The sequence below is a fragment of the Oceanobacillus sp. M65 genome, from assembly GCF_052246275.1.
GTDB lineage: Bacteria > Bacillota > Bacilli > Bacillales > Amphibacillaceae > Oceanobacillus_B > Oceanobacillus_B jordanicus.
In genome coordinates, this window is the sequence record NZ_JBQQCJ010000005.1 from 305,154 (window position 1) to 328,971 (window position 23,818).

Here is a 23,818-nt window from a genome sequence, read left to right on the forward strand (position 1 = left end):
GATATTACAAAGAGGTTTCAATTTTGATATAACGGGTATAGGAAAAAGGAATTACCTAAATATTTGCGGAGGTATCATCATGAGTAAAAACAATGTATGGGTCTATATAAGCGAAGATAATGAAGATTGCGAGCGGGTATTACAACTTTTAAATAGGAAAAATGTACCCTACGAGGTGAAAAATGTTACAAAACACCCGGAAAACAAGAAGGAGATGCAGAAGCATGGCATTTATGGCACTCCTGCGACGTTTATCGGGGACGAGAACAATCTGATTCTTGGATACCAAGAAGAAAAGCTAAACCTCATGTTAGGCGTGCTTGATAAAAACTATCTGTTGAACACAGATGCTGATCCTGATGCATAATATATACCAGTCAACATGAAAGGGAGGTATGTAAAGATGTATCATCGGCCTTACGATCAGTATAGTAATTACTATCATCCCAATTTTAATAATGGAATAAATGAACAATCCTACCAACCATTCAACCAACCATTCAACCAACCACCACACCAATCATCTTATTCTATTCCACCAACTAACGCAGCATACCAACCAAACCAGTTTCAAACACCATATGAATTTTTTTCGAAACCACAGCAACCTGCAAACTGGCCGGAGTATATGCAACCAAACTATTCAGTAAACACGCAACAACCATCAAGTGTAGAAACAGGGAACAATATAAACGGGTTTTCCCAAAAAGGGGAAACGCAACTGGACCTTGATAAAGTACTGTCCACGGTTGGTCAAATTGCCAATACTTATCACCAAGTATCCCCAATTGTAAAACAGTTTGGAAGCGTAATGAAGCTTTTTAGGTAGCCAGTATAAAAATTGTCCTTTCTCTAAAAAGATCGTTGGAAAATATATGAACAGAAGGAATTATTAAAATTCGTTTTATAAAAAAAACGGTAATACTTTGTATTATTAAGGGTAAAAGAAGGGTAGATGCGGAAAAAAGAGGAGAATTTTTATGATAGGATGTTTAGTCGTACATGGATATACTGGGGGACCTTATGAAGTAGAGCCATTAGTAAATTACTTGCATGAACATACCGATTGGCATATTGAAGTGCCAACACTGCCAGGGCATGGAAGGCAGCTTGATTTAAAAGGAAAATCTCACAAGAACTGGATAAGCGCAGCAGAAGAAGCACTAAAGGGTTTAATGGAAAAGTACGACCGCATTTATGTCATCGGGTTTTCAATGGGTGGCATGATTTCTGCTTATCTGGCTGCCAAGTATAAAGTAGACAAGCTTGTCCTACTGGCTCCCGCAGGGAAATATTTATCTTTCAAGCAAATTGCCGTGGATGCAGGTGGGTTTGTTGCAGATGGCGTAAGAGGAAAGTTAGGGAGTAACAAGTTATATAACCACTACCGTAACAAATTAGGACGGGTCCCATTTAAAGCAAACTTGGAGTTCTTGAAATTAGTTAAGTTTACCAGAGGATACTTAAAAAAAGTTGAATCCGAAGTCCTCATTGCCCAAGGTCAGATGGATGGGATGGTTCCATATAAAACTGCTTATTATCTAGATAAAGAAATCACCTCAGAAAGGAAAGAGGTAGTGTTTTTTGAACGCTCCCGACACCTTATTTGTCTAGGAGACGATAGAGAGACCTTGAATAGTATGGTACTTCAGTTTCTAATCAAATAAAAGACAAAAGAAAAACGAGACAGCCATCTGCCTCGTTTATTATTTTACATTAGGAAAGTATAAAATCTTAGCTAGGAAGGCAATTACAATGCAGTTAAAATTTTAATGTTCCAAGTATAAGAAAAACGTCTACCTTCGCTAAAAGACGAGCGAATGCATTTTTCTAATCGGTCTTATTTATCCTTAAAGAAGGAAATAACCAGCGCTCCTTCACCACCGTATGTGGAAATAAGTGGGCCGGCTTCTGTCAAATAAGCATCTTTAAATGGATGAGCATTTCGGATATCCTCTAATACACTTTTGGCACGACTTTCTGCTTTGCAATGTGTCATCGAAATAACCTTGTTCTCCACCGTTTTAGTATACTCCCCGATTTGCTCAATAAATCGACGAATCGATTTTTTGTCACCACGGACTTTTTCTGAAACTTCAATGGATCCTTCTTCACTTGCTTTCATTAATAATTTTATATTAAGCGTCTTAGCAATGGTTCCTTTTACTTTATCCAGCCTTCCACCTAATACCAGGTTATCTAAAGTTTTTAATATAAATAAGGTAGTGGTCTGTTCTACTCGTTCTTCCAGATGCCTTGTTAACTCTGAAATGCTATAGCCTTCCTCAAGCTTTACTTTAGCTTCATGTAAAAGTAGAGATATACCACAGGAGGCGGTCTTCGTGTTTATTACCTCTATTTTTCGCTGTGGTTCTTCTTCGAGCAGCAAATCTTTACCAGCCACTGCATTATCATAGGTACTGCTTAGACCTTTGGAGAGGCTTAGCATTAATATGGGCTGTGCTGGGTCGACTTGCTTATATGCTTCATAAAAGTCATGTGGACTAGGGGCAGCAGAGCGTGGGAGCTCATGGTCTTCTTTAATTTTTCTATAAAAATCATTAATATCCAATTCTGTGCCCGTTTTATATTGTCCATCGGAAAAGTGTAAATAAAGGGGAACAATGATTAGATCCAGGTTGTCATGGAGGCGTTGTGGAATATCCGCTCCTCCGTCAGTCATTAATTGAACGTTCATGAGATCACCCGTTTCTTAAAAGTAAGGTACTGCAATTATAGCAGTTGGTTCCTATGATTTATACTCACATAAGAGGTTATTTACGCTCTTTTTGTGCGATTGTCACAGAAGATTTCCTTGACGTACTTAATATAAATAGAAATAAACCAAAGATAACGATGGTCCCTCCTAGTAATTGAGAGCCTGTCACCTTTTCATCAAGTAATAAATAAGCCAAAATAGTTGCCCCGACTGGTTCGAACACAATGCCCATTGAAATAGTAGAAGTGCTTAACCACTTTAATGCCCAATTAAATAGGGTATGGCCAAAGAATGTCGGTACAATGGCCAAGGCAAGAAATAAACCCCAGTGGTTGGCTGGGTATCCGAAAAAGGGGTTCTGAACCGCGAGATTATAAAGTAACAGTGTTATGGAGCTAGCCCCATAGACAAGAAAGGTGTAAGTCATTAAGGAAACGTTTCTTCTGACACGTTGCCCAAATAAAAAGTACACGGTTACAGTGATAGCCCCAAATAATGCGAGAATATCGCCAAGCAAAGCCATGCCACTTATTTGAAAATCACCCCAGCTAATAATGAAACTTCCGAGCAGGGCGATGAGCATACTGATAACCGCTCCTGGAGAGAATCTTTCTTTAAAAAAGAAATAGGTCCCGAGAAAAGCAAATATTGGCTGTAACGTCACTAGCACTACAGAACTTGCTACAGAGGTATAGTTAAGCGACTCAAACCACAAAATAAAATGGAGAGCGAGAAAGATGCCTGCCAGTATGGAAAAGAGCCAATCACGCTTTTCGACATTTCGAAATTCATTTCGGTACTTTAATAAAACGACGGGACTCATAATTATGACGGCAAACAAAAGGCGATAGTTTGCAATGATTGCAGCTGGTGCTTGATCTGCCAATTTAACCAATACAGCTGATGTCGAAACAGAAATGACACCGATTACCACGGCGGCATATGGGTTGAATGGGGGAAGACGCATCTTAACCCTCCCTAACTTATTAAGAGTACTTACATGACAAGCTTTTCTTTATGTTCTAATTATTCTACCACGGTCCTTGTAAAAAATCACATCTGCAAATTAGTATCATGATAAATAATATGTTATGATTGTATTTGCATGAGTTTTCGAGTGAGGCCTCTTACCAGAAATTGGTGATGCCTTTTTTGTACTTTAGGGAAAGTATAAAATTAATGATACTTTTAAATCGAATTTAAAATATAATGTGAGAAATTTCCTTCATATAGCCGTCGCAGTGAGATTGGAACGTTTGCTGTTTTAAAAATGCGGGTAGATTATTTTCAAACTAAAGTATAAGAAAAATCCAAGGCCTCTTTGACGAATAAATTTTTAAAGAAAAAGGAGTAGAGGAATAGGTGACAACATTTAATGAAATAGGCATTTCCAGTCCTATCATGAAAGCATTAGAAAAAATGGGTTTTGAAGAAGCAACACCAATACAGGCGGAGACCATTCCACTTGCAATGCAAGGGAACGATGTAATTGGACAAGCCCAAACAGGTACAGGTAAAACAGCAGCGTTTGGTATTCCAATGATCGAGAAAATTGATTCCAAACAACGCAAAATTCAAGGGCTAGTAGTAGCGCCAACACGTGAATTAGCTATCCAGGTAGCAGAGGAACTAAATCGTCTTAGTAAATTTAAAGGAGTACGAGCTTTAGCTATTTATGGCGGATCCCCTATGGATAGACAAATTCGTGCGCTTAAAGACGGTCCGCAAATCGTTGTTGCGACACCAGGTAGACTGCTTGACCATATGAGAAGAAAAACAATCCGTATTAATATGGTACAGACTGCTATTTTGGATGAAGCAGATGAAATGCTTAACATGGGCTTCATTGATGATATCCGTGATATTTTGAAAGGTATACCTGAAGAGAGACAAACATTGCTTTTCTCAGCGACAATGCCGAAAGAAATCCGTGATATTGCAACAAACTTAATGAGCGACCCAAAAGAAGTTAAAGTAAAAGCTAAAGAAATGACTGTAGAGAACATTGATCAATTCTTTATCGAAATACCTGAGAAATTTAAATTTGATACACTGAACAATCACTTAGATATCAACGCACCTGAGTTAGCTATTGTGTTTAGCCGTACGAAGAAGCGTGTGGACGAAATTACTGAAGGATTACAGGCAAGAGGTTATCGTGCTGAGGGAATCCATGGTGACTTAACACAAGGTAAACGTATGTCCGTATTGAACAAGTTCAAAGGTGGACGTGTAGATGTGCTTGTTGCAACAGATGTAGCAGCACGTGGACTAGATATCTCTGGTGTTACCCATGTATATAACTTTGACATTCCACAGGATCCTGAAAGCTATGTCCACAGAATTGGACGTACAGGGCGTGCAGGTAGAACAGGTGAAGCTATCTCCTTCGTTACACCGAGAGAGATGTCGCACCTGCAATTAATCGAAAAAACTACCAAAAGCAAAATGAAACGTCTGACTCCACCGACTAATCATGATGCTCAAAAAGGGCAACAGCAGGTTACTGTTGAAAACATCTTAAAAACAATTGAAGAAAAAGACCTGAAAACATATCATGAAGCAGCTAACACGTTGTTACAAGAACATGATTCGATGTCAGTTATAGCTGCAGCACTGAAACTTATGACGAAGGAAAGACGTGATACACCAGTACGTATTTCATCAGTCGCTCCTATCAGTGTTAAAAAAGCACAGAGTTCAAATGATCGTCGTTCGAATAACAAACGTTTCTACGGGAAACGCAACCAAGGTGGCGGTGGCCGCAGCCAAGGTGGAAGAAACAACCGTAAAGGGAATTACCAAAAACGCGGAAATCGCGACTAAGTAACAATGAAAAAAGGTTACACCTCATTTTTAAGGGTGTAACCTTTTTTTAGTTCCAAAGCTATTTTAAAATATACGACTTAGCAAACCAAGTAGAGCGAGTACAACTATGACAATCCAGAATGCATTCTTTTTCACCTTCGAAGGGACACGCTTTTTCTTCCATCTGTTTGGATCAAATTGTACCCCATCATCGTCACGATAGCGACGCTCCCACGGTGAATATGGATTCGTTCGTCGAAGGACTAGTGGTGCGATTACAAATCCGCCGATAAATCCAAATATATGGGCATACACATTAATGTTAGGCCGGAGAAACGTCATTATTAAGCCAATTACAATGATAACTGTAATCATTTGAGAACTTTGGTAATCCAGTAAATGCTTGCGAAAAAATCTCATGAAAATATAGATTCCAAACAACCCAAAGACAGCTCCTGAGGCGCCAACGTGTGTATAGATCGCATGTCCAAAAATAAAGCTAGCAATATTGGCGACAATCCCGGCCCCAACATAGGCAAGGATAAATTTCGTCTTGCCAAGCATTTGTTCAAGCGCTGGTCCAAATAGGACGAGAGAAAACGAGTTGAACAACATATGCATTAAACCAGCATGGAAAAACATTGGGGTGATAAGTCTCCAATACTCGCCCTGGGCAATATGGTAGTTGCTTCCGGCCCCGAGTTGATAAAGGGTATTACCGATTGGCAACATAAGAAAATCTTGAATTAACCATAATACGATATGAATAATTATGATAGTAGAAACGACAGGGTAGAATTTGATGAATTCTGTAACACTTCGTTCATTTCGTATAAACATGACGTCCTCCTCATTTATAATTAAAACGTTAGGTAACTTTGCAGGTAGGGTATTATTATAGTGTAGTAATATATAAACGATCATATGACCATTAATAGCGTACTAAAATACTGGATGAATGTGCAACAATAAGGCTTTTATAGGTGAAAGGAAAGAAAGCAGATGATTAAAGGCATTGGAATAGATCTAATTGAACTAGACCGGATAGCAGAAAGCTTGCAAAAAGGTGACCGGCTTGCAAAAAGGGTGTTAACCAATAAGGAACTGGATATTTTTAATTCCCTTCCAACTGATCCAAGAAGGGTTGAATTCCTTGCAGGTAGATTTGCAGCCAAGGAGGCTTTTGCAAAAGCAACGGGCACAGGTATCGGCAAATTAAGCTTCCATGATATGGAGGTACTGCCCCAACAAAGTGGTGCTCCTTCCTTTCATGCACCTGGGTATAGCCAAGATAAAATATTTATTTCGATTACACATAGCAGGGATTATGCCGCCGCTCAGGTAGTTATCGAAGCGGATAACGACATGCATAATTGATAAGGTTGTCTCATATATTTTAGTGCGGGTAGGAGGGAACAGTTTTGTATATTGTCACCGCAAAAGAAATGTACGATATTGACCAGTTTTCGATGGACAGGGTAGAGATGGATGGCAGCATGTTAATGGAAAACGCAGGTAGAGAAATAGCCCAGAGAGTAAGTGCCATGATTAATTTTGAGCAGGCCTTATGCATCTTGGTTGGCTCAGGTAATAATGGCGGGGATGGTTTCGTTATTGCCAGAACATTGCTTAATATGGGGTATAAAGTTACTGTACTTCAGGTTGTAGAGGATAAGAAAATTGTAGGACATGCAGCATACCATAAGCGTCTCTATCTGAAATGTGACGGCATCTTGAAGCAACTGAACGAGATTAACGATGTTCAGGAAGAGCTTAATAAAGAGGACGTTATCGTGGATGCCATTATCGGAATTGGAGTGAAGGGCGATTTAAGAGAGCCACTGTACTCTCTTGTTAATCAAATTAACCGATTGGATAATCTAGTCCTATCAGTAGATATTCCATCAGGTTTACCAACTGATGAGGGAGTAGCAGATTTTACTGCTGTACAAGCTGATCACACTTTTGTGATAGGTGCCATTAAGCAAACGGCCTTTATTCAACATACCGCTCCGAGTTACGGAAAGTGGGAATGTATCTCCATCGGTTTTCCGCAAGCGGCCTTTAAACAATTGGAAATGGAACGGAAAGTATGGACAAAAGCGGCATTTCAACGTACATTTCCCGAAAGAAGTGAATACGATCATAAAGGGGATCATGGCAAAGGCTTGGTTATCGGGGGATCCTCGAATATGCCTGGAGCATTAGGTCTTACCACGCGTGCAGCACTGCGTTCGGGTGCAGGGCTGGTAACTGCAGCTACCACGGATAGCGTAATTCAACGTATTGCTTCCTTTTGTCCAGAGGCTACTTTCGTTACAGTTCCCGAGATAAATGGCCATCTTAAATATGGGAATGATATAGACTATAAGGGATTTGATGCATTGGCAATAGGCATTGGTCTGGGACGTGAAGCAGCTTCTCGTCCTGTGATTAGACATGCAGCTGCTGCAAAAATCCCGCTCATCATTGATGGAGATGGACTTACCCATTTAAAGGCCGATCTTGAAGTGCTTGATGAGAGAGAAGAGCCCGTTATCCTGACACCACATCCAGGTGAAATGGCAATGCTTCTTGATCTATCTGTAAAGGATGTATTGATGCGACCTTTTCATTACGCTAAAAAGTTTGCTACTGATCATGGCGTCTACGTTGTTCTTAAAGGAGCCTTTACGGTTATTACCGACCCTAATGGAAAACAGGCGGTGAATACCACCGGAAACGCCGGACTTGCAAAAGGCGGGAGTGGGGACGTGCTAACGGGAATCATATTAGCGATGATCATGCAGAAACAGTCTATATTTGAAGGGCTTTGCAATGCCTGTTTTGTACATGGTAAATCCGCGGATTTGTTAATACAAGAGTCGCACTCCCAGCATGACTTGCTTGCTTCTGATGTTATTGAAGGACTTTCACTGGTATATCGTACATTCTGATGATCTTGTGACAATGGTTCCCTAATGTTTCTACTGAGACAAGGGAGATATGATGTCAATGAAAAGAATGCTAGGTATTTTAATTGTTATGGCAGGATTTGTATTTTTACTGGCAGCCTGTGGGGAAAAGACCCAGGAGGATGTACTTGCTGATTTAGAAGATACGATGAACGAAATGGAAGGCTATAAAGCAAATGCTGAAATGAGTATGAATACAGGACAGGAAGATCAAAAATTTGCAATTGATATTTGGCATAAAAAAGATGACTTGTTCAGAGTAGCGTTAACGAACGATATGGACGAAAAAGGAAGTCAGGTCATTTTAAAAAATAAAGATGGTGTATTTGTACTAACTCCAGCTTTAAAGAAAAACTTTAAATTTCAATCTGATTGGCCTGAAAACAGTAGTCAACCATATTTATATCAATCACTTGTAAATGATATCAAAAAAGACAAAGAAGCAGAATTTGAATCAACCGACACTCACTATATTTTTAAAACAAAAACGAACTATCAAAGCAATAACAATCTTCCATATCAGGAGATCCATTTTGATAAAAAATCTCTAACTCCAGTGGAGGTTAAAGTACTTGATAAAGATAAAAATGCACTAGTTGTAGTGAAATTCTCCAGTTTCGAAAAAGATGCTAGCTTTAAAGAGGATGACTTTAGCATGGAAAAGAATATGGCTAGTAACGCAACAGAGGACGAAGCTGTTTCTGGAGAGGTAGAGGACAATGCCCTAACAGTATCTTTACCGACATTTATGGCTGGATCAGAACTGGAGCAGAAAAAGGAGATCGATTTAGAAGATGGACAACGTGCTATTCTAACTTTCTCTGGCGACAAGAATTTTACGCTTGTACAAGAAAAACGAAATGTTGTCCCAACAATGACCTCTCCTCAGGAAGTGAAGGGGGACATCATCAATCTAGGTCACACCGTGGCGGGCTTGTCACACAATAAACTGGAATGGTCCTATAATGGTGTTGATTATATCCTGGCAAGTGATGAATTAACGAAAGAAGAGCTAATCCAAGTGGCACAATCCGTACAAGGTCAAGAAGTGAAATAGAATGAGATTCACAGAAGCAGACTCGTCAACAGGAGAGGGGGTCTGCTTTTTTCTTTGTTCATTGTCAGCTCCATGTGCTTAGTGACTCCTGTAACTTCTAATTAAAGGAGCTTGCAGATTTGAAGTATTAGTTAGAGCGAAAGATAGCGCATCATAGAGGTGATGATGTGCAAAGCGGGAGTGAAAACAGATCGAAAAGTCCATCATAAAGGTGATGACGTGCAAAGCGGGAGAGAAAACGCGACGAAAAGTCCGTCATAGAGGTGATGACACGCAAAACGAGAGAGAAATCCAGTCAAAAAGTCCATCATCCTCGCCCCCATCCCTCTCACCCACGCAGGCCAACTCCTGGCCTGCCAAACAACCTTAATCCACCTTACAAAAATAGTCCCTCCAAACTTTTCTTATCGTTGACAGGTATGTAAGGAAAGGAAATAATAGAAGGAGATTTTTTACTAGAAGTATGTAAAGGAGGATTTTCAGTTGACTCGGGCTATAATCAGACCCACATGGGCAGAAATAGATTTAGACGCTATTACACATAATATTAAAGCAATGCACGAACGACTGCCTGAAAAAACGAAAATAGTTGCTGTGGTTAAGGCGAATGGGTACGGGCATGGTAGTATACAAATTGCTAAAAAAGCCCTTGACTCAGGTGCCACATCATTGGCGGTAGCCTTGCTCGAGGAGGCGTTAGAGTTAAGAGAGGCTGGTATTGATGCTCCTATTCTTGTAATGGGATGGGTCCCCCCTGAAGCTGCGGCAATTGCTGCAAAGCATCATATTACCCTGACATTCTTTCAAAAGGATTGGTTGGACCAAGTTAGCAGGATGGAGTTTGATGAAAGATTGCAGCTACATCTAAAGCTTGATACTGGAATGGGAAGAATAGGGATACGTTCAAGTGAAGCATTACACGAGATATTATATGCATTAAATGACAAACCAAGCATATATTTAACAGGAGTGTACACTCATTTCGCAACAGCCGATGCACCAAACCTAACCTATTTTCATAAGCAAAAAGAAAAATTTGAGAGAATGCTCTCCGAACTGAGGGAACAGTGGTCAGGCGAGGTAACCGTTCATATTGGGAACAGTGCAAGTGCAATTCGTTTACCAGGGGACATGTATGATTTTGTTCGTTATGGTATATCTATGTACGGTTTGTACCCGTCCCAGCCAGTTAAGGAAGAGCAGGCAATAAACCTGAAACAGGCTTTCTCGCTCCACAGCAGGTTGGCTCATGTAAAGCAAATTGAAGCTGGAGATGCAATTAGTTACGGTTTAACGTACAAGGCTGAAAAGACAGAATGGATTGGAACGATACCTATTGGGTATGGAGATGGCTGGATTCGCAAACTTCAAGGTTTTTCCGTGCTTGTAGATGGAAAAAGGATGCCCATTGTCGGTAGAATTTGTATGGATCAAACAATGATTCGGCTGGATCAGGATTATCCTGTGGGGACCAAAGTAACGTTGCTTGGATCCCAGAATGGCTCATTTATTAATATTGATGAAGCAGCAGCCTATGTAGATACCATTAGTTACGAGATTCCCTGTTTACTTAATGAGAGAATTCCACGCATTTACAAAGGCGGGTAAAAATGTCCAACCAATGCTTTATACCACAATTTTATAATATTAAACGACAAAACAAGCGAATTTAATTAATTTTTTTCAAGAACCCTTTGCAAACGCCCAGATTCAATGATATCATTAAAAAGAATTTGATTATGTTCGTTCAACAGTTGGCGGAGGTGCATGGTTTTGTCAGAGAGTTTACAAGAAGTCTTGGTAAAGATACCTAAAAACCTGTTAAATGAGGTGGATGGATTAATGAAACATGAAAATAGTGATTTGAGCGATTTCATCTGTCAGGCAACAAGAAACTTTTTAGAGCATAAGAGAGATGAACACATTCAGCAATTTCATGAAACAATGCAACGAGGCTATGAAGAAATGGGCCGCATTAATCTAACAATTGCTTCGGAAGCTTTTCAAGCTGAAGAGGAGGCTGAAAACACCTTAGAGCGCTCTGTGATCGGGGTGTAAACGTTGATCGTTCAAAGAGGCGAAGTATACTTCGCTGACTTATCCCCTGTGGTTGGATCAGAGCAGGGAGGCGTCCGCCCAGTATTGATCCTACAAAATGATATAGGAAATCGGTTTAGTCCAACTGTAATTGTTGCTGCAATTACAGCACAAATTCAGAAAGCTAAGTTGCCAACACACGTTGAGATCAACGCAAAGCGCTACGGATTTGACCGCAATTCTGTCATATTGCTAGAACAAATACGTACGTTAGATAAGCAGCGGCTTACGGATAAAATAACAAAGCTCGACAACGAAATGATGAAAAAAATTGATCAGGCATTAGAAATTAGCCTTGGTTTAAAAGATATGTACGGCCAATAGAAATACCCTTGTTTAAAGTGACAAGGGTATTTTTTAATGGGTAAAAATAGACAAGCTGACATAGACTACGGATTAATCAAGCACATGATCCAGCAATCAACTAAGTTAGGATCCGGACGAAGGGTTATGGCTTAATAGAATGGAATTGGTTGTGTTACAATAAAACAGAAAATGTAATCATGCACGATATTTTGATATATTTGCACAAGATTCGCATGAATATAATAGGACTGGTTTAAGATAAAATGGAAAATGGGGGGAAAAGGATGGATCAGAAATTTAAACAAACAGCTATTGAAAATAGTGATTCAATAGTACAAATGTGGATGGAAGAAATTAATTCAATAAAAGACGGCAACTATACTGCCAGTATATCAGACGAACTATTTGAAAGTACGAACAGGGAATTCGTAAATGTTATCTTTACGAGTATTAAAAGCCAAGGATCAACCAAGGTTGTGGAAGACTTTTCTGAAAAAATTATTAACCTTGGATGGCCCCTCAGTTACATAACGGACGGATTACAGGTTTTTCGCAGAGTGACAATTGATTATATCCTGGGACAATCGGAGAAAATAGATTCCTCTTATATATCTGACGTCATTAAAAGTGTGGATGCATGGGTGGAGCCGATAATTCGTCAATTGGTAAACGAGTATTCAGGAAGCTGGGAGCATATTGTTTCATTGCAACGAGTAGCTCTACAAGAGTTATCTGCCCCTCTTATTCCGGTAATGGACCGAATTACAGTGATGCCGTTGATTGGTACAATTGATACAGAACGTGCGAAACTAATCATGGAGAACCTTCTTGAAGGTGTCATTAAGCATAACTCTGAGGTAGTACTCATTGATATAACGGGTGTTCCAGTTGTAGATACCATGGTTGCGCACCATATCATTCAGGCAGCTGAAGCTGTCCGACTTATTGGATCAACCTGTATTCTTGTTGGGATTCGCCCGGAAATTGCCCAGACGATTGTAAATCTTGGTATTGATCTAGGGAAATTCCCGACGAAAAGCTCGTTGAAAAAAGGCTTTACTAAAGCGTTAGAAATCACGGGAAGAGAAGTTATTGAACATGAAAGAACAGAAGAGAATGTAGAAAAGCTTATTGATTCTTTAAAAGGGGAGTGAAATCATGCGTATACCGATATTGAAATTGCATAATTATCTGCTGATTTCTATTCAAACAGAAATTGATGATAATACTGCAATCCAATTTCAGGAAGACCTATTAAGCAAGATTCATCAGAGTGGAGCAACGGGGGTTGTGATTGACCTCACTTCGGTTGATATTATAGACTCCTTTATTGCTAAAGTACTGGGCGATGTTGTGACGATGTCAGACCTAATGGGGGCGAAAGTAGTTCTTACAGGAATTCAGCCAGCGGTTGCCATGACGCTAATTGATTTAGGTATTCATTTGAAAAATGTCCCAACGGCACTGGATTTGGAACAAGGTTTAATTAAACTCTACCAGGAACTGGGGGAATAATGAATGAATCCCCAATCTTGTGTAAATATACAAAAAGAGTGGGATATTGTTGGGGCAAGGCAACTCGGCAGGGATATAGCCAGAAAAATTGGCTTTGGTACTGTTGATCAGGCAAGAATTGCTACGGCAATATCAGAATTAGCTCGAAATATATACTTATATGCCGAAACTGGGCAAATTTGTTTTGAAGTAATTGATAATATGGATCATAAAGGCATCTCTATGGTTGCAATAGACAATGGTCCTGGGATTGATGATGTCAGCAAGGTGATGGAAGATGGTTATTCAACCTCCGGTGGCCTAGGAGCAGGTCTTCCAGGTGTAAAACGATTAATGGATGATTTTGATCTACAGTCGGAAGCAGGTAAGGGTACAAGAATAAAAGCTGTAAAATGGGTAAGATAAAGTATTGAAGTAAGATGGCAGGATTTTTATTCTATATGAGAAACAGAGGTGTGTGCAGCGTATTAGTGGTACACACTTCTTCTCATTAGTCTGCAGTGATTATACGAGGGGGGGATATAGTGGACGACATGATAAAAGTAGACGCAGCTAATTACAAGGACCTCATGAAACATTATATTGAAACACAGGACGAGCAATCTCTATATGGTGTAGAGCAGGTGAGTAAAACATTCATTAAAAATAATATACTCCCTGAAGAGATTGTTAACCTCCATATACAGGCGTTGGCAGAACTATATCCTAATATGCTTGAAGACTTCCAGCATTCGATGGATTTCCTTCTCGAAGCAATGATTGCTTATGGAATGGCGCACCAAGAGTATCAGACGTTAAGGGAGAAACAAAATGAACTTAAATCTGAAATTTCGGTTGCTGCAAGTATGCAAAAAACATTGCTGGGGACGACAAAGCCTACTATTGAAGGGCTTGATATTGGTGTGATAAGCGTTCCTGCCCATCAGATGAATGGGGATTACCATCACTTTGTAAAAGGAAAAGATGGTTCACTTGGTATTGCGGTTGCAGATGTAATTGGGAAGGGAATTCCAGCAGCGCTCTGCATGTCCATGATTAAGTATGCAATGGATAGTTATCCTGAGGAATCCATGACACCTAAGGCTATTCTGAAGAACCTTAATCGTGTAGTGGAACGAAATGTGGATCCGAGTATGTTTATTACCATGTTTTATGCTCAGTATCTTCCTACAGAAAATTTATTGCAGTATTCATCTGCTGGTCATGAGCCTGGTTATTATTATAATGCTTCCGCAGATTCCTTTACCGAAATTGAATCAAAAGGGCTTGTTCTTGGGGTATCACCAGCAACAGAGTACAACCAGTATGAATTGAAAGTGGATAAAGGTGACATGATCATCCTCTTGACAGATGGCGTAACGGAATGTAGGGATGGCGAAAGGTTTATCGAAAGTGAAGAGATTCTTGATGTCATTAAGCAATATTCCCATTTACCTTCCCAGGAAATGGTTACACAAGTATATAAGCACTTTGAGAAACTTCAGGAATTTGAACTAAGGGATGACTTTACTCTACTTATTTTAAAAAGAGAAGTTTAATTTTCTAGAAAAAGGGTAAATAAAGTGTAATGTAATAAATTAAGGCTGGGATGTTAATCTTTTGAGATTAATCATCCGTACATAACCAGGCCGATTTCTAGGAGGAGCTTATGAATTTAGTTATCGATGTAGTCGAAGAAAATAATAAATCAGTTGTGAACCTTTCAGGAGAAATTGATGCATATACAGCACCGAATCTAAAGGAATCGCTTCTACCCTTAACCCAAAAAGAGGGAAATACAGTAGAAGTAGACCTTGGGAATGTAAATTACATGGATAGTACAGGCTTAGGTGTTTTTATTAGTGCACTAAAATCAACTAAAGAGAATGGTAGCGAAATGAAGCTCGTTAATATACAGGACCGTGTGTTACGCTTGTTCAAGATTACGGGGTTAGATGAAATTATGGATTTAAATTCAACAATTCGGGGTGTGAAGGAGTAATGGAGAGATTTGACTTTATAGAGATGAAGGTTCCTGCGAAGCCAGAGTATGTAGGTGTCATTCGTTTAAGTATTTCAGGTATAGCGAATCGTATGGGTTTTTCCTATGAGGATATTGAAGATTTAAAGGTAGCCATATCTGAAGCAATCACAAACGCTGTAACACATGCTTACCATGAAAATGACGAAGGGGAAGTGACAGTAGGCTTTGCAGTCTACGAGGATCGCCTTGAAGTAATGGTTGCAGATCACGGTGGTAGCTTTGATCTAAATGAAATAAAAGATGGTATTGGCCCATACAAAAACACAGAGTCCGTGGAAAACCTTCGTGAAGGTGGTTTCGGTCTGTTTCTAATAAATACATTAATGGACAAAGTTCAGATTAACAATAACTATGGTGTTATTATTCTGATGACAAAGTATCTAAACGAAACAGAGGTGGACTTAGATGACGACCAAATCTCAACCACACAATAGCGGACGAGATGAGGTTTACCAATGGATAGAGTTTCTGCAAAAAGAACCAAAAGATGAAGTAATCCAGGAAAAGATTGTTTTAACCTATACAGATCTTGTGGAGTCTATTGCAAGGAAGTATTCTAAAAACAGCACGATTCACGAAGACTTGGTACAAGTAGGTATGATAGGTTTGCTAGCTGCTGTTAGAAGATATGATCCAACCTTTGGTAAATCATTTGAGTCTTTTGCTATACCAACCATAATTGGTGAAATTAAGCGTTTTATACGGGATAAAACATGGAGTGTCCATGTACCGAGAAGAATTAAGGAACTTGGACCAAAGATTAAAAAAGCGGTCGATGAACTTACTACAAATACGCAAAAATCCCCGACAGTAAGAGAAATAGCTGACTATCTTGAGGTTTCTGAAGAGGATATCCTTGAAACGATGGAGATGGGTAAGAGCTACAAAGCACTCTCAGTCGACCGTAAAATTGAAGCTGATTCAGATGGAAGTACGGTAGCAATTCTTGATTTAGTTGGTAATGAAGAAAGTGGATATAATAACATTGACCAAAAAATGCTGCTCGAAAAAATTCTGCCGATCCTGTCTGAAAGAGAACAACAAATTCTACAATGTACGTATTTTGATAACATGAGCCAAAAGGAAACTGGCGAATTATTGGGAATCTCCCAGATGCATGTCTCCCGCCTTCAGCGACGCTCTTTACGAAAATTAAGAGAAGCAATCCAGGCTGAGAGTACGGAGGTCTTCGATTGAGCGAAAATATAGTGGATGTCTCCGTCTTCCAAAAAGCAAAAAAAGGAAAATATCATTGCGGTGATAGTTACTTTTACAAGGAAACGGAAAAAGAGTTTGTATGTGCGATTGCAGATGGTTTGGGAAGTGGTGAGTTTGCTAAGGAATCATCACAAATTGTAATTGATATCATTCGGAACAATAGTTCCACTAGAATAGAGAACTTAATTGAAAAGTGTAATGAACAGCTACAAGGAAAACGTGGTGTCGTGCTTGGCGTTTTGAAAATTGATTTTAAGTCAGGAACATACTCCTTTTCCTCAATTGGTAACATATGTATTATGACTATTTCAGATGATAAGAAACGGAAGCGAAATATACCGAATGCTGGTTATTTGGCAGGGTATCATCGGCCGTTTAAAGTGGTTCAGGAAACATTGGATAAAAAAATGAACTTTGTCATGTTTTCTGATGGGGTTAGTGATAAAGAACTATCTAAGAAATATTTAACCAATCAGGATGTCACGACAATTACAAAGACTTTTGAGTATATAAGTGAACCGGACAGAGATGATGATACAACTTTGATCGCAATTCGATATGATGCAGATAAAAGGAAGGCAGGCGAGTAAGACAACTGTCTTCCTTTTTCAATTGCCATAAACATACATACGTATAATTTCACGTTCATTATGAAAACCCTACGTAATTTGGTAAACTAGAAATGGTGTGAAGGAGGAGTAACATTGGCTGAAACATATAATCAAGACCTTATTCAATGGGTCTCAAAAGAAGCAAACGTTAATACAACTATCGTAAACAAGGTAATTTCGTTATTAGACGAAGGGAACACCGTACCGTTTATCGCACGTTATCGAAAAGAGATTACCGGCGGTTTAGACGAGGTGCAAATTAAAACTGTTCAAGACAAATGGGCGTATGCTGTGAATCTTTCAGATCGAAAAGAGGAAGTACTACGAATAATCGAAGAACAGGGTAAGCTTACAGAAGAGCTTCGTAAAGAAATTACACAAGCAACACAATTACAACGTGTAGAGGATCTTTACAGACCATACAAACAAAAGAGAAGAACGAAGGCTACGATAGCGAAGGAAAAAGGGCTTGAACCACTCGCTATTGCTATTTGGAAGCAAGAAAATATGGACGCCTTGAAAGAAGTCGACCAATATATTTCGGAAGAGAATGATGTACATACAGTGGATGATGTACTGGCAGGTGCAAATGATATTGTGGCTGAATGGATTTCAGATGACCCAGAATACCGTGACCACCTCCGTGAGGAAACTTTCAAGCGGGGCACTGTTCAATCAAAAGTAAAAAATGCGGAGTTGGATGAAAAACAAGTCTTCCAGATGTATTACGATTATAATGAAGCGGTGAGGTCCATGGTGTCACACCGAATTCTTGCATTGAATCGTGGAGAAAAGGAAGGGATTTTAAAGGTAGCAATTGAAACTCCGATAGAGGGGATCACTCGTTATCTTCAGGAGCAAGTTATTCGTCGTTCTACAATAGGCGAGGTTAGAGAGGTTCTTGAACGTGCTATTGATGATAGCTACAAGCGTCTTATCCAGCCATCAATTGAAAGGGAAATTCGCAATGCTTTATCAGAAAAAGCAGAGGATCAAGCCATTGATGTATTTTCTAAAAACCTAAAAAATCTACTGCTACAGCCACCTTTAAAAGGGAAAACCATTCTTGGGGTGGATCCAGCTTTTCGTACTGGTTGTAAGCTAGCAATTGTGGATGAAACAGGCAAGGTGCATGAGGTTAGTGTCATGTACCCGACAGCACCTAAAAATGATGTTAAGGGTGCAGAGAAACTCATGCTCTCATTTATTAAAAAATATCCAATTGAACTCATTGCGATCGGAAACGGCACAGCTTCAAGAGAGACGGAGCAATTTGTTGCAAATGTAATTTCAGAAAATCAACTGGATATTCCATATATCATTGTGAACGAAGCGGGTGCAAGTGTATATTCGGCGTCTGAACTTGCCAGAGAAGAATTTCCTGATTTACAGGTGGAAGAGAGAAGTGCTGCTTCCATAGCGAGACGTGTTCAGGACCCATTGGCAGAGCTTGTTAAAATTGATCCAAAGTCTATCGGTGTTGGCCAATATCAACATGATGTTAGCCAGAAATCCTTGAACGAGTCATTATCGTTTGTTGTGGAGACAGCCGTAAACCAAGTTGGTGTAAATGTGAATACGGCATCAGCTTCCCTTTTGCAATATGTAGCAGGTCTTAGTAAGACAGTTGCTAATAACATCGTCAAGCAGCGGAACGATCAAGGGAAATTTGTAAACCGCAAACAGCTTAAGAAGATTCCGAGGCTTGGTGCTAAAACCTATGAGCAAGGAATAGGATTCCTACGCATAGTCGACGGAGACCACCCGCTCGATCGTACACCGATTCACCCGGAAAGTTATCCGCAAGTAGAAGAATTATTAAAATTGGTAGACAGTAGCATGGAAGATATCGGTACAGAGCAGCTTCGTACCAAGCTTGCTAATGTAGACAATGCTACTATTGCCGAGCAATTAGGTATTGGAAAGCCAACACTAGTGGATATCATGAATGCCTTAAGCAGACCGGAACGTGACCCACGTGACGATTTTCCACAGCCTTTACTTAAGAAAAATGTTCTTTCGTTAGAGGATCTGAAACCTGGAATGGAAATGCAAGGAACAGTCCGTAATGTTGTAGATTTTGGAGTGTTTGTTGATATTGGAGTGAAACAGGATGGCCTAGTCCATATCTCAAAAATGGCAAACAAGTTTGTCAAACACCCAATGGATATCGCTTCTGTTGGAGATGTGGTTACGGTTTGGGTAGAGCAAGTAGATAGTGATAAAGGTAGGATTGCCTTAACTATGATAGAAGGATGAGAAAAAGCCGGATAACTCTTTGAAGAGTTATCCGGCTTTTTTGTGTGTAGTAGGCTGATGAAAAAGTAGTACTTACTCTTTTCAGCTAATTAACGTACGCTTTCTGGAACAGCTAGTCCAAGGCCTTGTGCGATTCTTTCGCCCCATTCAGGATCAGCTTTATAGAAATGCTCAATTTGACGCAGCTTAATTTCTTCTTTTTCTACTGGCTCCATGTGACCAACAAACGCTTTGATAAGACGATCTTTTTCATCAGCACTCATTAAGCGGTAAAGGTCGCCTGCCTGAGTGTAATGATCTTCACTATCATAAGGTACACTGTCAGCTTGGCCATGTACTTCAAATGGAGTAGTTTTAGCTGTGATATCTTCGGCAGGGCCATTTTGGCTGTTTGGTTGGTAGTTAGGTGTGCTTCCACCATTACCGTTTACACTCATAAAGCCATCACGTTGATAGTTGTTTACTTCATTTTTTGGACGGTTAATTGGAATTTGGTGATGGTTGCCACCAAGACGGTAACGATGCGCATCAGAATATCCAAATAAACGACCTTGAAGCATTTTATCAGGTGAAGCTTCAATTCCTGGTACAAATTGACCCGGAGAGAATGCAGCCTGTTCTACTTCTGCAAAGTAGTTTTCAGGATTGCGATTTAATACCATGCGGCCAACTTCGATACGTGGGTAATCTTTCTTAGACCAAACCTTTGTAACATCGAATGGATCCCATTTATAATCTTTGGCATCTTCTTCAGGCATGATCTGTACATATAATTTCCAAGCAGGGAAATCTTCATTTTTAATTGCGTTAAAGAGATCCTCTGTATGGTAATCAGGGTTTTCCCCAGCAAGTTTATCAGCAAGGTCAACATCTAAGCCTTTTACACCTTGTTCACTAATGAAGTGGTATTTTACCCAGAAAACTTCTCCTTGAGCATTTACCCATTTAAATGTATGACTACCATACCCGTTCATATGACGCAGTGTAGCAGGAAGACCTCTATCACCATGTAGGTACGTAATTTGATGTAATGATTCTGGTGATAATGACCAGAAGTCCCACACCATATTTGGATCTTTTAGATGTGTCTGTGGATGACGCTTTTGTGTATGGATAAAGTCAGGAAACTTAATCGCATCGCGAATGAAGAAGATAGGAGTATTGTTACCTACTAAATCATAATTCCCTTCTTCTGTGTAAAATTTAACTGCAAAGCCACGTGGGTCACGGACGGTATCCGCTGAGCCAAGTTCCCCTGCAACAGTAGAAAAACGAATAAACATATCTGTGCGTTTTCCTGCTTCGCTTAGGAAATCTGCCTTTGTATATTTAGAAATTTCATCATTTGTCACTTCAAAGTAGCCATGTGCTCCAGCGCCCTTAGCGTGAACGACACGCTCAGGTATACGTTCTCTATTAAAATGTGCAAGTTTCTCAAGTAAATGGAAATCCTGGAGTAAAGTTGGTCCATTATGACCAGCTGTTACTGAATTCTGGTTGTCGCCAACGGGAGCCCCGGCAGCAGTAGTAATACGGTTATTATTATTACTCAATGTTTATTCCCCTCTCTAAACTAAAATTAGACTTTCTACGTTTTATTATAATATAAACCAGATAAAAATCAATATTTAATTAAAATTATTTTAAATAACAACCACAAAACGCGCTTTAAACTTATTTAACCACCTTTAATATGTTAAAATAAGAGTATTGTGCAATAGAGAATGAGATAAAGGAAATGAAAATGATGACAGAAAATGAACTATATAAATTAGTAGAAGAATTATCTAGAAGGTTCTTTAATCGTACGTTTCTGGATGATGTTTGTTTTAATAATAGATTGCGAACAACAGGGGGGCGATACATTCCGGCGAAGAGGGTGATAGAGCTGAACCCTAAATATCTCGAGGCAGATATGGAAGAATTTAAAGGAATTATAAAACATGAACTTTGTCACTACTTTCTTCATATAGATGGAAAAGGATATAAACATGGAGATGCAGATTTTAAACAGTTGTTGAAAGAAACTGGATCCCCTAGGTATTGTAGTCCTTTGCCTACTCAAAAATTAGAATACAATTATCAATATATATGTAAAGAATGTAAGCAGGTATATAAAAGAAGAAGAAGGGTAAATTTAAAGAAGTATCGTTGTGGTAAGTGTAGAGGGGCATTACAACTAGTGGATATAAATAAGTAATAAAGCTATGTAATAAAGCGATAAAAAAATTCACGTAGGATATTGACGAATGTTGTCATCCATGGTAAATTAAATAAGCTAATAAATTACATAACAACACATCGAAAAACGTTTTAAAAAAGTGTTGACATCAAATTACAAATGTTGTATGATATTAATCGTTGCGAAAAACGCAATTGACATTATTCCACAGTAGCTCAGTGGTAGAGCTATCGGCTGTTAACCGATCGGTCGTAGGTTCGAATCCTACCTGTGGAGCCATACGGAGAAGTACTCAAGTGGCTGAAGAGGCGCCCCTGCTAAGGGTGTAGGTCGTGTAAGCGGCGCGAGGGTTCAAATCCCTCCTTCTCCGCCATTAATTATTGGCCCGTTGGTCAAGCGGTTAAGACACCGCCCTTTCACGGCGGTAACACGGGTTCGAATCCCGTACGGGTCATCTTAATTAAAAAGTAAAAAGAATCAAGGTTGGGTCCGGTAGTTCAGTTGGTTAGAATGCCTGCCTGTCACGCAGGAGGTCGCGGGTTCGAGTCCCGTCCGGACCGCCAGATGTTGGGCTATAGCCAAGCGGTAAGGCATCGGGTTTTGATCCCGTGTACCCCAGGTTCGAATCCTGGTGGCCCAGCCATTTATTTTTTGAGTAAGACCTATAGTAAGTAGTATTGTAAAATGTACTATTTAATAAATAGTATTTTTTTATTCCCTTTTTACGGGAGTCGGAAGTTCACATTACTTCCTTATAAAGAAACCTATAAACATTAGGAGCCATTAGCTCAGTTGGTAGAGCAACGAGCATCACTTCTACCGAATTAGCTACGAGTAACCCCGATGCATCGACATCTAGAATAAGCTTTTAGAAGCAGGGGTCACTAGATGAACATTCTTAATGTAGTAAGATTATCCTTTTAAACAGGAGCCATTAGCTCAGTTGGTAGAGCAAGCCGCTGGCATCATCGAGTAAGCTACTAGGTGCAGGCCTGCGAGGAGTGCGACATCATCGTACAACTTGCAACACGACGAGCATACAGAAATACACATTACTTCCTAATAAGGAAACTTTATAATCATTAGGAGCCATTAGCTCAGTTGGTAGAGCATCTGACTTTTAATCAGAGGGTCGAAGGTTCGAATCCTTCATGGCTCACCATTTTAAATATAAATCATGCGGGTGTGGCGGAATTGGCAGACGCGCTAGATTTAGGATCTAGTGCCTTCGGGCGTGGGGGTTCAAGTCCCTTCACCCGCATTAAACCATTTGGTTTTATAGAAACAGAGAAGTGTTTAAGATCTATGCGGTCGTGGCGGAATGGCAGACGCGCTAGGTTGAGGGCCTAGTGGGTGAATAACCCGTGGAGGTTCAAGTCCTCTCGGCCGCACTTTTAGTAAATTATATATGCGCCCGTAGCTCAATTGGATAGAGCGTTTGACTACGGATCAAGAGGTTAGGGGTTCGACTCCTCTCGGGCGCGCCATTATTACGGGAAGTAGCTCAGCTTGGTAGAGCACATGGTTTGGGACCATGGGGTCGCAGGTTCAAATCCTGTCTTCCCGACCATCGAAGTATTATTTTGCTAACAGGTCAAAGGTAATTGTAATTTCAAATTTTATATCTTATGCGGGTGTAGTTTAGTGGTAAAACCTCAGCCTTCCAAGCTGATGATGAGGGTTCGATTCCCTTCACCCGCTCCATAATTCTTTTAGTATGTGGGCCTGTAGCTCAGCTGGTTAGAGCGCACGCCTGATAAGCGTGAGGTCGGTGGTTCGAGTCCACTCAGGCCCATTCTATCACAATAAAAAAAGTGTTGACACGCTTTCTTGTCTGTGATATTCTTATTAAGTCGCCTTTCGAAGCGACGCAAACAAATTGCTCTTTGAAAACTGAACAGAACAACTAGTATGTCAAGGAAAAACAGACTTTCTGTTTTTCGAAGAAATACAAGCAGAAGCCAGTTTTCTGCGAAGCTAAGACGGATCATGTTGATTGGTGTCGACATGATACAAACTTTTTTGGAGAGTTTGATCTTGGCTCAGGACGAACGCTGGCGGCGTGCCTA

24 protein-coding genes and 12 tRNA genes are annotated in these 23,818 nt (G+C 39.9%); 32 read left to right on the plus strand and 4 right to left on the minus strand.

The features are described 5' to 3' along the window. The first annotated feature begins 79 nt into the window (after positions 1–79). From ACTWPF_RS18390 to ACTWPF_RS18400, 3 genes are all read left to right on the plus strand, one after another. Positions 80–367, plus strand: a complete 288-nt coding sequence (locus ACTWPF_RS18390) for a glutaredoxin family protein (RefSeq protein WP_161464543.1) — start codon at positions 80–82, stop codon at positions 365–367. A 36-nt stretch (positions 368–403) separates the two neighbouring features. Next, positions 404–829: a YppG family protein gene (locus tag ACTWPF_RS18395; RefSeq protein WP_443150047.1), complete on the plus strand. Its 426-nt coding sequence runs from the start codon at positions 404–406 to the stop codon at positions 827–829. 151 nt (positions 830–980) lie between these two features. Continuing rightward, positions 981–1,667, plus strand: a complete 687-nt coding sequence (locus tag ACTWPF_RS18400) for an alpha/beta fold hydrolase (RefSeq protein ID WP_161464545.1) — start codon at positions 981–983, stop codon at positions 1,665–1,667. A gap of 173 nt (positions 1,668–1,840) precedes the next feature. Here ACTWPF_RS18400 and ACTWPF_RS18405 read toward each other — a convergent pair whose 3' ends face one another. Beyond that, entirely contained in the window at positions 1,841–2,698 is an 858-nt protein-coding gene (locus ACTWPF_RS18405; protein WP_161464546.1) for a DegV family protein, read from the minus strand. Positions 2,699–2,774: 76 nt separating this feature from the next. Then, entirely contained in the window at positions 2,775–3,686 is a 912-nt protein-coding gene (locus ACTWPF_RS18410; RefSeq protein WP_238019591.1) for a DMT family transporter, read from the minus strand. Positions 3,687–4,081: 395 nt separating this feature from the next. Between ACTWPF_RS18410 and ACTWPF_RS18415 the strand changes: the two genes are divergently transcribed. Further along, positions 4,082–5,545 (plus strand): DEAD/DEAH box helicase, encoded by a 1,464-nt coding sequence (locus ACTWPF_RS18415; protein ID WP_443150048.1) that lies wholly within the window; start codon positions 4,082–4,084, stop codon positions 5,543–5,545. A gap of 66 nt (positions 5,546–5,611) precedes the next feature. Here the strand turns inward: ACTWPF_RS18415 and ACTWPF_RS18420 are convergent, their stop codons facing one another. Then, positions 5,612–6,367 carry a rhomboid family intramembrane serine protease gene (locus tag ACTWPF_RS18420; protein WP_238022188.1) on the minus strand — a complete coding sequence of 252 codons (756 nt, stop codon included), beginning with the start codon at positions 6,365–6,367 and terminating at the stop codon, positions 5,612–5,614. Positions 6,368–6,529: 162 nt separating this feature from the next. Between ACTWPF_RS18420 and acpS the strand changes: the two genes are divergently transcribed. From acpS to ACTWPF_RS18495, 15 genes are all read left to right on the plus strand, one after another. Further along, positions 6,530–6,904, plus strand: a complete 375-nt coding sequence (acpS, locus tag ACTWPF_RS18425) for a holo-ACP synthase (protein ID WP_443150049.1) — start codon at positions 6,530–6,532, stop codon at positions 6,902–6,904. Between the two features lie 44 nt (positions 6,905–6,948). Further along, positions 6,949–8,463, plus strand: coding sequence for an NAD(P)H-hydrate dehydratase (locus ACTWPF_RS18430; protein WP_443150050.1), 1,515 nt, complete (start codon positions 6,949–6,951; stop codon positions 8,461–8,463). A gap of 58 nt (positions 8,464–8,521) precedes the next feature. Next, a complete protein-coding gene (locus ACTWPF_RS18435) occupies positions 8,522–9,538 on the plus strand; it encodes a LolA family protein (RefSeq protein WP_238022185.1) in 1,017 nt (338 codons plus the stop codon). Between the two features lie 483 nt (positions 9,539–10,021). Further along, positions 10,022–11,146 (plus strand): alanine racemase, encoded by a 1,125-nt coding sequence (gene alr / locus ACTWPF_RS18440; RefSeq protein ID WP_161464888.1) that lies wholly within the window; start codon positions 10,022–10,024, stop codon positions 11,144–11,146. A 165-nt stretch (positions 11,147–11,311) separates the two neighbouring features. Next, positions 11,312–11,596 carry a CopG family ribbon-helix-helix protein gene (locus tag ACTWPF_RS18445; protein ID WP_081779446.1) on the plus strand — a complete coding sequence of 95 codons (285 nt, stop codon included), beginning with the start codon at positions 11,312–11,314 and terminating at the stop codon, positions 11,594–11,596. Between the two features lie 3 nt (positions 11,597–11,599). Continuing rightward, positions 11,600–11,959, plus strand: coding sequence for a type II toxin-antitoxin system PemK/MazF family toxin (locus ACTWPF_RS18450; RefSeq protein ID WP_036577165.1), 360 nt, complete (start codon positions 11,600–11,602; stop codon positions 11,957–11,959). Between the two features lie 266 nt (positions 11,960–12,225). Continuing rightward, on the plus strand, positions 12,226–13,095 hold the full coding sequence (locus ACTWPF_RS18455) for an RsbT co-antagonist protein RsbRA (protein WP_443150051.1): 870 nt from the start codon (positions 12,226–12,228) through the stop codon (positions 13,093–13,095). 4 nt (positions 13,096–13,099) lie between these two features. Next, the gene (locus tag ACTWPF_RS18460; RefSeq protein ID WP_036577167.1) at positions 13,100–13,456 is read left to right on the plus strand and encodes an STAS domain-containing protein; all 357 of its coding nucleotides are present in this window, start codon (positions 13,100–13,102) and stop codon (positions 13,454–13,456) included. Between the two features lie 3 nt (positions 13,457–13,459). Further along, positions 13,460–13,861 (plus strand): anti-sigma regulatory factor, encoded by a 402-nt coding sequence (locus ACTWPF_RS18465; RefSeq protein ID WP_106895728.1) that lies wholly within the window; start codon positions 13,460–13,462, stop codon positions 13,859–13,861. 128 nt (positions 13,862–13,989) lie between these two features. Continuing rightward, entirely contained in the window at positions 13,990–14,994 is a 1,005-nt protein-coding gene (locus ACTWPF_RS18470) for a PP2C family protein-serine/threonine phosphatase (protein ID WP_238022189.1), read from the plus strand. Positions 14,995–15,104: 110 nt separating this feature from the next. Next, on the plus strand, positions 15,105–15,437 hold the full coding sequence (locus tag ACTWPF_RS18475; RefSeq protein ID WP_443150052.1) for an STAS domain-containing protein: 333 nt from the start codon (positions 15,105–15,107) through the stop codon (positions 15,435–15,437). Then, complete coding sequence (gene rsbW / locus ACTWPF_RS18480) at positions 15,437–15,913, plus strand: anti-sigma B factor RsbW (protein ID WP_106895731.1); 477 nt, start codon at positions 15,437–15,439, stop codon at positions 15,911–15,913. The genes ACTWPF_RS18475 and rsbW overlap by 1 nt, the downstream gene beginning before the upstream one ends. Continuing rightward, complete coding sequence (gene sigB / locus ACTWPF_RS18485; RefSeq protein WP_238022181.1) at positions 15,885–16,676, plus strand: RNA polymerase sigma factor SigB; 792 nt, start codon at positions 15,885–15,887, stop codon at positions 16,674–16,676. Before rsbW ends, sigB begins: the two co-directional genes overlap by 29 nt. After that, on the plus strand, positions 16,673–17,287 hold the full coding sequence (locus tag ACTWPF_RS18490) for a SpoIIE family protein phosphatase (RefSeq protein ID WP_238022180.1): 615 nt from the start codon (positions 16,673–16,675) through the stop codon (positions 17,285–17,287). The genes sigB and ACTWPF_RS18490 overlap by 4 nt, the downstream gene beginning before the upstream one ends. A gap of 114 nt (positions 17,288–17,401) precedes the next feature. Continuing rightward, on the plus strand, positions 17,402–19,567 hold the full coding sequence (locus ACTWPF_RS18495) for a Tex family protein (RefSeq protein WP_443150053.1): 2,166 nt from the start codon (positions 17,402–17,404) through the stop codon (positions 19,565–19,567). Positions 19,568–19,656: 89 nt separating this feature from the next. Here the strand turns inward: ACTWPF_RS18495 and ACTWPF_RS18500 are convergent, their stop codons facing one another. Continuing rightward, complete coding sequence (locus ACTWPF_RS18500; protein WP_106895735.1) at positions 19,657–21,120, minus strand: catalase; 1,464 nt, start codon at positions 21,118–21,120, stop codon at positions 19,657–19,659. Positions 21,121–21,305: 185 nt separating this feature from the next. Between ACTWPF_RS18500 and ACTWPF_RS18505 the strand changes: the two genes are divergently transcribed. The 13 genes from ACTWPF_RS18505 (at position 21,306) to ACTWPF_RS18565 (ending at position 23,544) form a co-directional block, all read left to right on the plus strand. Beyond that, positions 21,306–21,767: a SprT family protein gene (locus tag ACTWPF_RS18505; RefSeq protein WP_443150054.1), complete on the plus strand. Its 462-nt coding sequence runs from the start codon at positions 21,306–21,308 to the stop codon at positions 21,765–21,767. 186 nt (positions 21,768–21,953) lie between these two features. Further along, positions 21,954–22,028: transfer RNA gene (locus ACTWPF_RS18510), tRNA-Asn, on the plus strand. A gap of 3 nt (positions 22,029–22,031) precedes the next feature. Next, positions 22,032–22,122: transfer RNA gene (locus ACTWPF_RS18515), tRNA-Ser, on the plus strand. A gap of 9 nt (positions 22,123–22,131) precedes the next feature. Then, positions 22,132–22,203, plus strand: a tRNA-Glu gene (locus ACTWPF_RS18520). A gap of 32 nt (positions 22,204–22,235) precedes the next feature. Continuing rightward, a tRNA-Asp gene (locus ACTWPF_RS18525) sits at positions 22,236–22,312 on the plus strand. Positions 22,313–22,317: 5 nt separating this feature from the next. Further along, a tRNA-Gln gene (locus tag ACTWPF_RS18530) sits at positions 22,318–22,392 on the plus strand. Between the two features lie 443 nt (positions 22,393–22,835). Further along, positions 22,836–22,911: transfer RNA gene (locus ACTWPF_RS18535), tRNA-Lys, on the plus strand. 17 nt (positions 22,912–22,928) lie between these two features. Further along, positions 22,929–23,010: transfer RNA gene (locus ACTWPF_RS18540), tRNA-Leu, on the plus strand. A 46-nt stretch (positions 23,011–23,056) separates the two neighbouring features. After that, positions 23,057–23,140, plus strand: a tRNA-Leu gene (locus ACTWPF_RS18545). Positions 23,141–23,159: 19 nt separating this feature from the next. Further along, a tRNA-Arg gene (locus ACTWPF_RS18550) sits at positions 23,160–23,236 on the plus strand. A gap of 6 nt (positions 23,237–23,242) precedes the next feature. Continuing rightward, positions 23,243–23,319, plus strand: a tRNA-Pro gene (locus tag ACTWPF_RS18555). A 60-nt stretch (positions 23,320–23,379) separates the two neighbouring features. After that, positions 23,380–23,453: transfer RNA gene (locus ACTWPF_RS18560), tRNA-Gly, on the plus strand. 17 nt (positions 23,454–23,470) lie between these two features. After that, positions 23,471–23,544: transfer RNA gene (locus ACTWPF_RS18565), tRNA-Ile, on the plus strand. The last annotated feature ends 274 nt before the right edge of the window (positions 23,545–23,818 follow it).